The organism is Streptomyces sp. NC-S4 (assembly GCF_054353315.1).
The window spans coordinates 2,002,356-2,015,679 of record NZ_CM135937.1; the positions used below are offsets into that span (position 1 = coordinate 2,002,356).

Sequence of the window (13,324 nt, forward strand, 5' to 3'; positions counted from 1 at the left end):
CGGTGTCGCGATGCCCGAATCGTCCGAAGCAGTACGACGATCGGCCAGCCTACCCCGGCCCTCGGCTCAGCGCGTGGCGGGGCGTTCCGCTGCCAGGAGGAACACCACGGAACGGTCCTGTTCGGCCCAGGTCCGGGTGTCCAGGCCGACGGACTGGAGCAGCGCGCACTCGACGGCGTAACCGTGTTCGGTGAGTGCCCTGCCGATCGCCTCCGCCTCGTCGCGGGTGGAGGCGTGGCTGACGATCCGTTCGGGACGGCGTTCGGCGACGGCCGCGACGACCGCGGCGCCGCCACCGCCGACGCGGACGACATCGGGCTCGGGCAGGCTCTCCAGTACGTGCGGCGCGCGTCCGGCGACGGCCTGGAGCTGCACTCCGCGCTCGCGGGCGGCGGCCGTTATGCGGTCGCAGGCGGCCGGGTCGGCGTCCACCGCGATGACGGCGGCCCCGAGGGCGGCCGAGTCCACGGCCACACCGCCGGATCCGGCGCCGATGTCCCACAGGAGGTCGCCGGTGCGCGGGCCGAGCCGGGCGAGTTGGGCCGCGCGCAGCTGGGTGGACCCGCCTTCTCCGGCGTCGGCCAGCGGCCGGGCCCAGCCGCGGTCGCCGGACCGGGCGGTGCTCTGACCGAGGAGCCAGCCCGCGTCGGCGGGGGCCGGTCCCCCGCCCCCGATGACGATGACGACGTTCGGGTCGCGCCAGCTGTGGTCGGCGGCCTTGTCGGAGGTGAGGACGCTCACCTGTTCCCGGTCCGTACCGAGTTCCTCGCAGACGACGAAGGTGCGGTGAACTCCTTCGAGGAGCAGTGCGAGTTCCGCGGGGCCGGCGCCGGGCGAGGTGAGGACGGCGACCTTCGTGTGGGCGCGGCAGACGTTGACGGCGCGGCGCAGGGTGCGGGGGTGGGCGACGACGACCTGGGCGTCGTCCCAGGGCATGCCGGCGCGGGCGAAGGCTGCGGCGACGGAGGAGACGGCCGGGAACACCTCGACCTCCAGGCCGTGCTCGGGGGCGCGCAGGACGCGTACGGCGCCGAAGAAGCCGGGGTCCCCGTCGGCGAAGACCACCGCGGTGCCGCGGTGGCCGGCGATGCGGCGTGCGGCGAGGCCGACACTGCCCAGGCGGATGCGCTCGGCGGTGGGCGGTACTTCGGGGAGGGCGAGGTGGTGCGCGGCGCCGGCCACGAGGGTGGCGGCGGAGAGCGCGGACCGGGCGCCCGCGGTCAGGGGCGAACCGTCCCAGCCGATCACCGTGACCCGGTCGGCCATCGTCGTCAGTCTCCTGGTCTGGCAGGGGGCACCTCCCGGCGGCGGCCGGTGGAGGGCGGGGTTTCGTCGGGGCGGGCACGGCGAGACTACCCGGTCATCGGTTCAGTTCCAGTCGGCGCCGACGGGGTGGCCGTTCGCGTCGGCGCGCTGCGGGAACGCGGTGCTGCGGGCGTATCCGTCGTACCTGTCGTAGCTGTCGTACCCGTCGTAGCCGTCGCTCTCGTCGAGGTCCTCGGGGACCAGGCTCCAGACGATGAGGTCGGTGCGGGTGTCGGCCCAGCCGTCGTCGGCCGTCTGCGTCCGCACTATCCACGCGTTGCGCAGGACGCCCTCGCTGATGCAGCCGATCTTCTGGGCCACCTGCTGCGAGGCGGTGTTGTCGGCGGCGGTGCGCAGTTCGAGGCGCTCGAACCCCTGGGCGCGGAAGAGCCATTGGGCGACGGCCAGGACGGATTCGCTGGCGTAGCCCTCGCCGCGGGCCCAGGGGGCGGTGACGTAGCCGACCTCGGTGGCGCGGGTGCGCCAGTTGGTGTTCTGCAGGTGCACGATGCCGACGAGGCGCTGGGTGAGGAACTCGGTGACGGCGAAGACGATGCCGCGGCCCTCGGTGCGTTCGGCGTGGGAGTGCCGGGTGGCCCAGGCGTGCGCTTCGGCGTGGGTGTAGGGGTGGGGCGCGCCGGTCCAGGCGGTGACGTGCTCGTCGTTCATCATCTCGGTCAGCGCGGTGACGTCCTCTTCCTCGAAGGGGCGCAGCACCAGCCGGTCCGTGCTGATGGTGACGTCCGGGAAGGTGGTAGTCATGCGCAGCTCCATGCCTGAGACCGTGGTGCGACCGTGTTGCGATGCGACCGCGGTGCGGGACCGTTCGTGCGGGACCGTGCGTGCGGTTCGTAGGCCACAGCATGCAGCATCGACCGGGTGATGTGCAGGGCCGGGTTGCCCGGAAGCGGGCAGAGCTCGGCCCCGCGCGCCGTCAGGTGCGTGCGGGGCCGAGATTCATGACCGGTCCGGGAGGAAACGGATCAGGAGATACCGGTTCAGGAGGCGGCCGGGGCACCGAAGGCCGGGACGACCGAGCCCTGGTACTTCTCCTCGATGAACTTCTTGACCTCGTCGGAGTTCAGCAGCTTGGCCAGCTTCTGGATCCGCGGGTCGCTCTGGTTCCCGTCCTTGACCGCGAGGAAGTTGGCGTAGGGGTTGCCCTCGGCCTTCTCCAGGATCAGCGCGTCCTTGGCGGGCGACAGCTTGGCTTCGAGGGCGTAGTTGCCGTTGATGACCGCGGCGTCCACGTCGTTCAGGGCGCGCGGGACCGTGGCGGCCTCCAGCTCCTTGAACTCCAGGCCCTTCTTGTCGGTGATGTCGGACAGCTTGGCCGCGGTGCCGACGCCCTCCTTGAGGGTGATCAGGTTGTTCGCGGCGAGCAGCTGGAGCGCGCGGCCCTCGTTGGTGGTGTCGTTGGGGACGGCGATGGTCTGGCCGGCCTTGATGTCACCGATGGCCTTGATCTTCTTGGAGTAGAGACCGAGGGGCTCCAGGTGCACGTTCACGACGGGCACGACGTGCGTGCTGTTCTTCTTGTTGAAGTCGTCGAGGTACGGCTTGTGCTGGAAGTAGTTGCCGTCGACCTGGCCCTGCTCGGTGGCGGTGTTCGGCAGGACGTAGTCCGTGAACTCCTTGACCTCCAGCTTGAGGCCCTCCTTGGCCGCGAGCTTGTCCTTGACGAAGTTCAGGACGTCGGCGTGCGGGCTCGGGGAGGCGGCTATGACCAGGGGCTTGCTCTCGTCGGCCTTGCCGCCGTCGGCCTTCGCCGAGGACGGGTCCGAGGAGCTGCCGCAGGCGGTGAGGCCGAGGGCGAGCGCGGTGGCCGTGGCGGCGAGGGCGGTGAGCTTGATGTTCTTACGCACGAAGAGTGCCTTTCTTGCTGAACAAGTACCGATGACTTGCTGGTGGTGGCCCAAGCACGACAAGTGCGGGCTCTGTTGGGGGGAAAGTCTTCTCAGGCGGTCCTGCCGCGGCGGGCGAGGAGGCGGACCGCGCCGTCGCCGAGCAGCTGGATCACCGTGACGAGGGCGATCAGGACCACGACGGTGGCGATCATGAAGCCGGTCTCGAAGCGCTGGAAGCCGTAGGTGATGGCCTTGGAACCGAGCCCTTCGCCGCCGACGGCGCCGGCCATGGCCGAGTAGCCGACGAGGGTGATGACGGTGGTGGTGACGCCGGCGACCAGGGAGGGCAGGGCCTGCGGCAGCAGCACCTTGCCGACCAGGGTGGGGATGCCGCCGCCCATGGACTCGACGGCCTCGATGAGACCGTGGTCCACCTCGCGGACGGCGGTCTCGACGAGCCGGGCGAAGAAGGGGACGGCGCCGATGGCGAGCGGGACGATCATGGCGGTGGGGCCGATGAAGGTGCCGACGACCGCCGTGGTGACCGGGATCAGGAAGATCAGCAGGATGATGAACGGCAGCGAGCGGCCTATGTTCACGATCACGCCGAGGACCTTGTTGAGCGGCTGGTTCTGCAGGAGGCCGCCCTTGTCGGTGAGGACCAGCAGGATGCCGATGGGCAGGCCGCCGAGCACGGTCACCAGGGTGGACCACAGCACCATGTAGAGGGTGTCGTAGGTGCCCTGGGTGAGCAGGGGCTGCATTTCGGACCAGGTCACTTGGCACCATCCTTGACCAGCTCGGCCAGTTCGTTGTCGATCCCGTCGACGATGTCGACCTGGAGGCCCTGCTCGCGGAGGAAGCCGACCGGCACGACGTTGTCCTCGTAGCCGCCGGGCAGTTCGATGCGCATGCGGCCGATCTGCCGGCCCGCGACGGTGTCCATCGCGGCGCCGAGGATCGAGATGTCGATGTTGTACGTGCGGGAGAGCTGCGAGATGACCGGCCGGACGGCGGCTTCGCCGTGGAAGGTGACGTCGACGACCGTGCGGTCGGGGCCGGTGGCGGTACCGGTGACCGGGAAGAGTTCGCCGGCGAGCTCGGAGCCGGGGGTGGCCAGGAGTTCGGCGACGGTGCCGGACTCGATGATCCGGCCGTTCTTCATCAGGGCGGCCGAGTCGCAGACCGTCTTGACCACGTCCATCTCGTGCGTGATGAGCAGCACGGTGAGGCCGAGCTGCCGGTTGAGGTCGCGCAGCAGGCCCAGGACGGAGCGGGTGGTCTCGGGGTCCAGGGCGCTGGTGGCCTCGTCGGACAGCAGCACCTTGGGGTCGCCGGCCAGCGCACGGGCGATGCCGACGCGCTGCTTCTGGCCGCCGGAGAGCTGGGCCGGGTAGGCCTTGGCCTTGTCGGCGAGGCCGACCAGGTCGAGGAGTTCGAGGGCCTTGCGGGAGCGCTCGCGGCCGGAGACGCCGAGGATCTCCAGGGGCAGCTCGACGTTGGCCTGGACGGTGCGCGAGGACAGCAGGTTGAAGTGCTGGAAGACCATGCCGATGCGGCTGCGGGCCTGGCGGAGCTCCTTGCCGGCGCGCCGGCCGCGGCCGGCGAGGGCGGTGAGGTCGACGCCGTCGACGGTCACGGTGCCGGTGGTGGGTCGCTCCAGCAGGTTGACGCAGCGGATCAGGGAGGATTTGCCTGCGCCGCTCTGGCCGATGACTCCGTAGACCTCGCCCTCGCGGACGTGGAGATCGACGCCGTCCAGGGCGGTGACCTCGCGGCCACGGGACTGGTAGACCTTCGTGAGGCCCGATGTGGTGATCACAGGATTTCCGTCGCTGTCGAGTGCGCGGCGCAGCGGGCTGCCGGCACGGGGCAAACAATCTGGGGACGCGATACGGGACGAACCGTCAGAAAATGATGGTGTCGACACGTGCGCGGGGCATGAGTGAGCCGGGCTGTCCATCAGTGGGTGACGTGGTGGCGCGGCTGGTCTCGCTTCGGGGCGCGAGGCTCAGGAAGGGGCCCTCAGAAGGCGCACATTCGACACATACAACGAGCACCGGGCGTCATCGTCGCCTCGGTCGCAAGGGTGCGGCTGCTCGTCGTGGTCATGGGCCCCAGTAAAGCAGACCTCTTCACTGACCGATCAATGATGTCCGGATAGCGGACGCGATCCGACCACATACCGGACCTCCCCGGTCAATGCCGACCCCCGCCCCGAGGCCGGTTCCCCGCCTCCGACCTGCGCCGACACGGGCTGCCGGGGCTGCCCGGCCCGCCCGTTCCGGAGCGCGGCACCCCGGCCCCGTGTGGTCAAGACCACGGTCGGGACGCCGGGCCCGCGCTCAGCGCGCGGGGCTGTCCGGGACAGGGGTGCGCGCATCGGGTCTTACGGCCCGTAATACCCTCGCTGCATGCTCGACGCCCTGACGGTCGCCATCGGCGTGGCCGCACTCGCCCTCGCCGCCTGGTGCGGCCACGCCGCATGGCGGGACCAGCCGACCAAGGACTGGCACTTCATCGGTATGGCCGTCGTGACCGTGCTGGTCCTGGCGCAGCTGGTGATCGGCCTGGTCAAGCTGGCCCTGGGCGAGAAGCCCGACGAGGGCACGGTGATCTTCGTGGCCTACCTGGTGGGCGCGTTCGCCGCGGTCCCGGCGGCCGGGATGCTCTCGCTGAGCGAGCGGACCAAGTGGGGATCGATCACGGTGGCCGCCGGCGCCGTCGTGCTCGCCGTCCTCGAAGTACGGCTCTACGACATCTGGGGAACCACCGGTGCCTGACTCCGACACGACGGACGCCGCCGGCGCCGCCGCCACCGCCTCCGGACGCGAGCGGCTCGTCTCCGGGCCCGGTCTGCTGCTGGTGTGGCTGTACGGCGTGATGGTGGTGGGCGCGGTCTCCCGCTCGGCCTTCCAGATCTCCACCGAGTTCGACCGGGCGCCTCTGGCGTACTCGCTGTCCGCCGTGGCCGCGCTGGCCTACGCGTTCATCACGTACTCACTGGTGCGCGGCGGGGATAGGGCCCGCAGGGCGGCGCTGATCTGCTGCGCCGCCGAGCTGGCCGGCGTGCTGGCCGTGGGGACCTGGACCCTGGTGCGACCCGACTCCTTCCCCGACACGACCGTGTGGTCCCAGTTCGGGATGGGCTACCTGTTCATCCCGGTGATCCTGCCGATCACCGGGATGCTCTGGCTGCGCAAGCGGCGCGACGCGGCTACGCGCTGACCGTGAAGTCGGTCGGGTCCTTGGCTTCCTTCTCCAGGATCACCAGCTGGACGCCGTCGGAGGCGGTGCGGCCGCCGACCTTGACGTAGCCGGCCTTGCGGTAGAGGCGCAGGTTCGACTCGCTCTTGTGCCCGGTGTGCAGGCGGAAGCGGGTGGTGTTGCCGGGGCTCGCCAGAGCCTCCTCGACCGCACGCAGCAGGCGCGCCCCGAGACCGTGACCCTGCAGGCGCGGGTGCACACAGAGCTTGGCGATCTTGGCGGTGCCGTCCTCGTCGACGTTGCCCCGCACGGTCCCGACGATCTCGTCGCCGAGCCGGGCCACCAGGACGGTGTCCGTCGCCAGTTCGCCCTTGAGGGAGTCCAGGGACTGGGTGAGCGGCTGGATGAGGTAGTTGCCGTACAGCTCGGCCTCCCGCTGGAAGGCCAGGTACTGCAGTTTGAAGATCTGCTCCGCGTCCTCGGCAGCCGCCGCCGAAATGGTCACGCTCATGCCCATGTGCGCATGCCTCCAGCTCACCTGGTAGCCCGTTGGTCTACCGCTCCTTTCCCCGCAGGCCAGGAGCCGCAACCTCTGCAGCCAGCATTCTGCGCAGACATCCCAGGCAACGGGAACGGACGGGCCCTAAACTTCCTTGTGAGATACCCAACTCTCCTGCGATTTCACGGTAAGTGAGGTCTCTGGGCGAAAGAAGTGCCTTCATCAGCTCGGGACAGCGTCCGGGCAACCGGGCGACCGCCGATCGGAGTGCGCGGTTCTCCTCGCCGTGCAGGAGGGCGTCTTCGGGCTCGGCCGCGGGGGCCGGGCCGGCCGGAGCGTTCCCGTCCACCGGGTGCTGGCGGTGGCCGTACGGGATCTCCCGCCTGGCGCGGCGCCGGGCGAGGCGGGCCTCCGCCCGGACCGCCCGGCGCAGCCACCGCGCCGGCTCGGCGGGTTCGGCCGGATCGGTGACGTGGCGGCCGCTCTCCAGCAGCCTGACCCAGACGGCTTGTTCCAGGTCGGCCGCGTCCACTCCGGTGCCCGGTGCCTCCGCGGCCGCCTCGGCGGAGAGCAGCGGGCCGAGCTTGTCGACGTAATCAGCCTTCAGCAGGTCCATGCCGGGCGGGACGAGCGGGCCGGGCCGGACGGTTTCCCCACCGGGCCCGGCCCACTCGTACGGGAACGGGGGCTCAGCGGTTGACGGGGCGTCGGCCCGGGCGGAAGGCCTCGGCGGCGAGCAGTCCGGTGTCCGGGTTGTCGGTGAAGATGCCGTCGATGCCCTGTTCGAAGTAGGTACGGAAGGCGCCGAAGGCGTCCCCGTACGCGGTGGGGTCGGTCCCCTTGCGGTAGTCGGCGGGCAGGAAGCTGTTCTCGTTGCGCGCGGTGTAGGGGTGCAGCAGCAGCCCGCGGGCGTGGGCGTCCTTCACCAGGGTGGTCGGCGCGCCGAGCTTGCCGGCCGCGTCGCGCGGGAGGATCAGGTCCATGGTCGGGCCGATGCCCTGGGCGAAGCCGGCGATCCACTTCAGCCCCTCGGGCTCGACGAGGTCGGCGACCGTACGCGGGTCCTTGGCCACCTCGAAGTCCCAGGGGCGGGTGCCGGCGGCGGAGAGCAGGACCACGCGGGGCGCGGAGACCAGCCGGGAGAGCCGCTGGATGCTGGAGGGCTCGAAGGACTGGAGGAAGAGGGCGGCGCCCCGTCCGTCGCGCCCGTAGCGGCGCAGGAGCTTGGCGAGGGGCTCCTCCAGGCCGAGGCCCAGGCCCCGGAAGTAGGTGGGGTGCTTGGTCTCGACGTGCAGCCACACCCGCCGGCCGCGGCGCTTGCCCTCGCGGTCGGCCCAGCGGAGCACCTCTTCGAAGGTGGGCACGGCCCACTGGCCGTCATAGAGCGTGTTGCGCTGGCGGACGGCGGGGATGCGTTCCTTCGCGCGCAGGGTCCGCAGCTCGGCCAGGGTGAAGTCCTCGGTGAACCAGCCCGTGACGGAGACCCCGTCGACGGACTTCGTGGTGCGCCGCGCGGTGAACTCGGGGTGGTCGGCGACATCGGTGGTCCCGCCGATCTCGTTCTCGTGGCGGCACACCAGATGGCCGTCCCTGGTCGGGACGAGGTCCTGCTCGATGACGTCGGCACCCAGGTCGAGGGCGAGCTGGTAGGAGCCGATCGTGTGCTCCGGGCGGTAGCCGCTGGCTCCGCGATGGCCGATGACCGTCGGGTGGGGGAGGTCCCGGTATCCCCCGTCGCCGCGTCCCTCCCCGTACCCGCCCTCGGCCGCGGCGGCGGAACCCGCCGCCAGTCCCGTGATCCCCGTCCCCGCCGCCAGGACGGCCGCCCCCAGGACCGTGCGCCGCGCTGCCCCACCCTGTGTCATGAGTGTCACTCCTCTTCGTGATCGCCGTGTCGCGGCCCGCGATCGGCGTGCCGATGGTAGGCAAACAGGGGTGACCGAGGGGCGTGCGACGACGGCACATCCGGGGAACGTGGCGGAAACGTGCGTCAACACTGCGTATCCGACACGTGAACCCGATGTGCGCTCGGAGCTGACCCGCGAGTATCGTCCTCACCTGCGCTACCGCCGTGTGGTGGGTGCGCGAACCGCTTTTCGATGCCGGAGGGCCCACGTTGTTCCGTACGAAGCTCATCAAAGCCACTGTCGGACCGGTCATGCGCATGATGTTCCGCACCCGTGTGGAGGGCATCGAGAACATCCCCGGCTCCGGGCCGGTGATTCTGGCGGGCAACCACCTCACCTTCATCGACTCCATGATCCTGCCGCTGGTGTGCGACCGTACGGTCCACTTCATCGGCAAGGACGAGTACGTGACCGGCAAGGGGATCAAGGGCCGCGCCATGGCCTGGTTCTTCACCGGCTCCGGCATGATCCCCGTCGACCGTGACGGGGCCAACGGCGGCGTCGCGGCCCTGATGACCGGCCGCCGGATCCTCGAAGAGGGCAAGATCTTCGGCATCTACCCCGAGGGCACCCGCTCCCCCGACGGCCGCCTCTACCGCGGCCGCACCGGCATCGCCCGCCTGACCCTGATGACCGGCGCCCCCGTGGTGCCGTTCGCGATGATCGGCACCGACAAGCTCCAGCCGGGCGGCGCCGGCATGCCGCGACCGGGCCGGGTCACCGTCCGCTTCGGCGAGCCGATGGAGTTCTCCCGCTACGAGGGCATGGACCGCGACCGCTACGTGCTGCGCGCCGTCACCGACTCGGTGATGGCCGAGGTCATGCGCCTTTCGGGCCAGGAGTACGTCGACATGTACGCCACCAAGGCGAAGGCCGCGTAGCGCTCCGCTACTGACGCTGGAGTGACCGGCTGACGCCCGCCGCCGTGGTGGTGGCGAGGATCCAGCCGGTCACGATCAGCAGGTACGACAGCCACTGGTGCAGGCCGCCCGGCGCGAAGGCCCCCTCCTGGCCGAAACCGACGATCGGCACCATCAGGTCGATCGTGTAGAAGACCGGGTTGAAGTCAGGGGCCTCCCCCGCCTTCAGGGCGCGCGGCGGGTCGATGCCGTACGCGATCGACCCGGTCATCAGTAACGCCAGCAGCCATCCCGCCGCGCGCAGCGGCCGGAAGCCGTAGCCGACGGTGACGTCCTGGAGCAGTCCCCACGCCCGCGCGGCCCGGGGCAGGGTGCGGCGGTGCCTGCGCAGCTTCGCGAGCTGGACGGTCCGGGCGGCCGCCTCGTCGCCCGCCGTACGGTAGGCCGCCGCGAGCTGTTCGTAGGCGTACGTGAGGTACCCGGACTCCTCCCGCTCCAGGGCGGGCAGCCGCTGCTCGGCGGGCAGGTGCGGGGCGAGGGTGCGGTAGGTCAGGCCGTCGATGGCGATCCGCTCGGGCCAGGCCTGCGGGTCGATGTGGAGCAGGTCGACGGTGGACCGGCGCAGGTTCACGTCGCCCCGGATCGTTTCGCAGCGGCGCAGCCACAGCTCGCCGATGGCGCAGCTGGAGGCGCGCAGGGCGGTCCCGTCCGGGTTGGCGAGGTCGGCTCGGGTGAGGTTGGCCTGGCCCGGTATCCGGGAGCCGGTGAGGTTGACCATGCCGCGGGCCTGCATCCGGTGCGCGCGCAGGTCGGTGCCGACGGTCAGGTTCTCGGCGTGCAGGGCGATCCCCCCGGGGGCGAGCAGCCGGGCGCGGTCGAGCTGGATCTGGCCGCCGACGGTGGCCCCGTTGAGGCGGAGCTGGCCGTGCACGGTCAGGTCGTTCGCGATGATGTCGGTGTCGACCTCGATGTGGTTGAGCTGGAGCGGGGGCTCGTCCGCCTCCTCGCCGGCGGTGGGGCCGATCACGGCGCCCTGGAGGAAGAGCCCCCCGGATATCTTGGCGCCCTGGAGCCGCACGGGCCCGGCGATCCGGCAGCAGGAGAGCCGCAGGACCACCTCGACGCGCACCGTGGAGGCGGTCAGGCCGGGCAGCGTGGAGTAGCCGAGGACGAGGGCACGCAGCTGGGCCCCGTAGATCAGGGGCTTGCGCTCGAACCAGCAGTCGCGCAGCCGGATGGGGTGGTCGATCACGGCGTAGCGCAGGTCCAGCTTGCCCACGATCTTCGCGCCCTTGACCTTGAGGCCGGGGATCCGGCCCTGGACGACGGGCCCGGCTCCCAGCAGGATGGCCCGCAGCACCTCGGCGCGCAGGGTGCGGTCGGGCCCCCAGTCGGCCCCGTCGACGGAGCTGTCCTCGGGGGTGTGCCGGAAGTCGACCCCGTCGCCGCGCGGGAAGGCTTCCCAGACGCGGCGTTCCGCCGGGGTCAGATCGTTGATCTCCATCGCCGGGATGGTGTCCCGCAGTTCCGCGAACTGTCAACTCCGGCCGGAACACCATCCCTTCGACGGGACGTCAGTGCTCGACGCCCTCCTGGAGCCGCTGGCCCCTGAGCAGGAACCAGGCGGCCACGGCGGTGGCCAGCAGGACGGCCGCGCCGACGCCGGAGGCGAGCCGCAGCCCGTCGACGAAGGCGTCCTGGGCGGCGCCCACCATCACCTGGGCGGTGTGCGGGTCCAGTGCCTTGGCGGCCTCGACGGCCCCGCCGAGGGATTCGTGCGCGGCGTCGGCGACCGGGCCCGCGACCGAGGCCGGGGCGGTGAAGCTCTGGTAGACGCCGGTGACGATGGAGCCGAGCAGGGCGATGCCGAGGGCGGCGCCGAGCTCGTACGCCGTCTCGGAGACGGCGGAGGCCGAACCGGCCTGCTCCTTGGGCACGCTGGAGAGGATCACGTCGGCGGTGACGGTGAAGGAGAAACCGGCACCGAGGCCGACGACGAGCAGGGCCGCGCCGAGCAGCGGGTAGCCGCTCTCCTTGTGGATCAGCGTGAGCACGGCGAGGGCCAGGCCGATGGCGCCGAGGCCGCCGGCCACGATGGACCGTACCGAGTACCGGCGGGCGTACCGGCCCGCGATCAGGCCGGTCACCACCGCGCCGATGGCGGCGGGCAGTTCGGCGAGGCCCGCTTCCAGCGGGTCGCGGCCCTGGACGAGCTGCAGGAACTGGGAGAGGAAGAAGACCAGTCCGGAGAGGCCGAACACGGTGAGCAGGTCGGCGAGTACCGCGCCGGAGAAGCCGCGGTGCTTGAAGAGCCGCATGTCGAGCAGCGGCGACGCCAGCCCGAACTGACGGCGCACGAAGGCGTACAGGGCGCCCGCGCCGAGTGCCGCGGTGGCCGCGACCTCCCAGGTCACGCCATGGGTGGCGACTTCCTTGACGGCGTAGACCACGCTGATCACGCCGACGAGGGAGAGGCCGACGCTGACGAGGTCCCAGGGACCGGCGACCGGGTTCTTGGATTCGGGGAGCAGCTTGATTCCGACGACGACCAGGGCGATCATCACGGGGAGGTTGATCAGGAAGACCGAGCCCCACCAGAAGTGCTGGAGCAGGGCTCCGCCGACGACCGGGCCGACGGCCGCGCCGGCCGAAGCGGTGGCGCCCCAGATGCCGATCGCGAGGCTGCGCTCCTTGGGGTCGTGGAAGATGTTGCGGATCAGCGCGAGGGTGGACGGCATCAGGGTCGCGCCGGCCACGCCGAGCAGGGCCCGGGCGACGATCATCATCTCGGGGCTGGTGGCGTAGGCGTTGAGCACGGACACGGCACCGAACGCGGTGGCGCCGGTGAGCAGCAGCTTCTTGCGGCCTATTCGGTCACCGAGGCTGCCCATGGAGACCAGGAGTCCGGCGATGACGAAGGAGTAGATGTCGCCGATCCACAGCAGCTGGGTGCCGGACGGCTTGAGGTCCTCGGAGAGCGCGGGCGTGGCGAGGCCGAGTACGGTCGCGTCGACGGCGACCAGCAGCACGGCCAGCACCAGCACGCCCAGGGCGAGCCAGCGGCCGCGGCTCCTGGTCTCCGTCCCGGTCGGGCTGTTCAGCTGCTGGATGCTGCTCATTTCTCCACACTCCGTCTGGCGCCACCGAGCAACAGCTCGATGATCATGTACTGGAAGTCCTTGGCGGCGACCCGGCCGTCCATCACGGCCCAGGCGCAGGCCCCGACGAGGGCGTAGAGCGCCTCGGTGAGCCATGCGGGGGTCAGGTCGATCCGGATATCGCCCTCCTCCTGGCCGCGCCGGAAGAGTGCGCTGACGCGGGCGTCGAGCCGGGCCCATCCCTCGTTGACCTCGTCGCCCTCGAACAGCTGGTTCTCGGTGACGAGGAAGGCCAGCAGCTGGGCATTGGGCTCGGACTCGGCGACGAGGCGTCCGATCGCCTCCACCGCCGTGCCCTCGTCGAGGCGGGCGTTGTCGAAGGCCACCTCGAACTCCCGGATGCCGAGTTCTTCGAGGGCCCGTACGAGGGCGTCGCGTCCGGCGAAGTGCCGGTGGAGGGTCGCGCGCCCGATGCCGGCGGCGCGGGCGACCTCGTCCATCGTGGCGGTCGACTTGCGGGAAAGCAGGGCGGCCGCATCGCGGAGCACCTGGTCACGATCCATGGCCATGAGACAAGCATACCCCGAATGAGACTCTCGTG

At 71.0% G+C, this 13,324-nt stretch carries 14 protein-coding genes; 3 read left to right on the forward strand and 11 right to left on the reverse strand.

The window, feature by feature from the left end:
* Positions 1-66: 66 nt before the first annotated feature.
* The 5 genes from cbiE to ACXNSR_RS08550 form a co-directional block, all read right to left on the reverse strand.
* Entirely contained in the window at positions 67-1,266 is a 1,200-nt protein-coding gene (gene cbiE, locus ACXNSR_RS08530; RefSeq protein ID WP_458641521.1) for a precorrin-6y C5,15-methyltransferase (decarboxylating) subunit CbiE, read from the reverse strand.
* A 102-nt stretch (positions 1,267-1,368) separates the two neighbouring features.
* Positions 1,369-2,067 (reverse strand): GNAT family N-acetyltransferase, encoded by a 699-nt coding sequence (locus tag ACXNSR_RS08535; protein WP_458641522.1) that lies wholly within the window; start codon positions 2,065-2,067, stop codon positions 1,369-1,371.
* Positions 2,068-2,303: 236 nt separating this feature from the next.
* On the reverse strand, positions 2,304-3,170 hold the full coding sequence (locus ACXNSR_RS08540) for a MetQ/NlpA family ABC transporter substrate-binding protein (protein WP_458641523.1): 867 nt from the start codon (positions 3,168-3,170) through the stop codon (positions 2,304-2,306).
* A 92-nt stretch (positions 3,171-3,262) separates the two neighbouring features.
* Complete coding sequence (locus tag ACXNSR_RS08545) at positions 3,263-3,931, reverse strand: methionine ABC transporter permease (protein WP_030010866.1); 669 nt, start codon at positions 3,929-3,931, stop codon at positions 3,263-3,265.
* On the reverse strand, positions 3,928-4,974 hold the full coding sequence (locus tag ACXNSR_RS08550; protein ID WP_458641524.1) for a methionine ABC transporter ATP-binding protein: 1,047 nt from the start codon (positions 4,972-4,974) through the stop codon (positions 3,928-3,930). Before ACXNSR_RS08550 ends, ACXNSR_RS08545 begins: the two co-directional genes overlap by 4 nt.
* A 592-nt stretch (positions 4,975-5,566) precedes the next feature.
* Here ACXNSR_RS08550 and ACXNSR_RS08555 point away from each other — a divergent pair.
* Positions 5,567-5,935, forward strand: coding sequence for a hypothetical protein (locus ACXNSR_RS08555; protein WP_458641525.1), 369 nt, complete (start codon positions 5,567-5,569; stop codon positions 5,933-5,935).
* Entirely contained in the window at positions 5,928-6,380 is a 453-nt protein-coding gene (locus ACXNSR_RS08560; RefSeq protein WP_458641526.1) for a hypothetical protein, read from the forward strand. Before ACXNSR_RS08555 ends, ACXNSR_RS08560 begins: the two co-directional genes overlap by 8 nt.
* On the opposite strand, the gene ACXNSR_RS08565 is transcribed toward ACXNSR_RS08560, so the two are convergent.
* From ACXNSR_RS08565 to ACXNSR_RS08575, 3 genes are all read right to left on the reverse strand, one after another.
* The gene (locus ACXNSR_RS08565) at positions 6,370-6,876 is read right to left on the reverse strand and encodes a GNAT family N-acetyltransferase (RefSeq protein WP_458641527.1); all 507 of its coding nucleotides are present in this window, start codon (positions 6,874-6,876) and stop codon (positions 6,370-6,372) included. The genes ACXNSR_RS08560 and ACXNSR_RS08565 overlap by 11 nt on opposite strands.
* A 37-nt stretch (positions 6,877-6,913) precedes the next feature.
* Entirely contained in the window at positions 6,914-7,474 is a 561-nt protein-coding gene (locus ACXNSR_RS08570; RefSeq protein ID WP_458641528.1) for a sigma-70 family RNA polymerase sigma factor, read from the reverse strand.
* Between the two features lie 73 nt (positions 7,475-7,547).
* The gene (locus ACXNSR_RS08575) at positions 7,548-8,723 is read right to left on the reverse strand and encodes a glycerophosphodiester phosphodiesterase (RefSeq protein ID WP_458641529.1); all 1,176 of its coding nucleotides are present in this window, start codon (positions 8,721-8,723) and stop codon (positions 7,548-7,550) included.
* A gap of 293 nt (positions 8,724-9,016) precedes the next feature.
* Here ACXNSR_RS08575 and ACXNSR_RS08580 point away from each other — a divergent pair, with 293 nt between their 5' ends.
* Positions 9,017-9,646: a lysophospholipid acyltransferase family protein gene (locus ACXNSR_RS08580; RefSeq protein ID WP_030765574.1), complete on the forward strand. Its 630-nt coding sequence runs from the start codon at positions 9,017-9,019 to the stop codon at positions 9,644-9,646.
* 7 nt (positions 9,647-9,653) lie between these two features.
* Here ACXNSR_RS08580 and ACXNSR_RS08585 read toward each other — a convergent pair whose 3' ends face one another.
* The 3 genes from ACXNSR_RS08585 to ACXNSR_RS08595 all read right to left on the reverse strand — a co-directional run bounded on the left by ACXNSR_RS08585 (position 9,654) and on the right by ACXNSR_RS08595 (position 13,292).
* A complete protein-coding gene (locus ACXNSR_RS08585; RefSeq protein ID WP_458641530.1) occupies positions 9,654-11,129 on the reverse strand; it encodes a membrane-associated oxidoreductase in 1,476 nt (491 codons plus the stop codon).
* A gap of 70 nt (positions 11,130-11,199) precedes the next feature.
* Positions 11,200-12,744 carry an MFS transporter gene (locus ACXNSR_RS08590; RefSeq protein WP_458641531.1) on the reverse strand — a complete coding sequence of 515 codons (1,545 nt, stop codon included), beginning with the start codon at positions 12,742-12,744 and terminating at the stop codon, positions 11,200-11,202.
* A complete protein-coding gene (locus ACXNSR_RS08595; RefSeq protein ID WP_382600293.1) occupies positions 12,741-13,292 on the reverse strand; it encodes a TetR/AcrR family transcriptional regulator in 552 nt (183 codons plus the stop codon). The genes ACXNSR_RS08590 and ACXNSR_RS08595 overlap by 4 nt, the downstream gene beginning before the upstream one ends.
* Positions 13,293-13,324 lie beyond the last annotated feature (32 nt).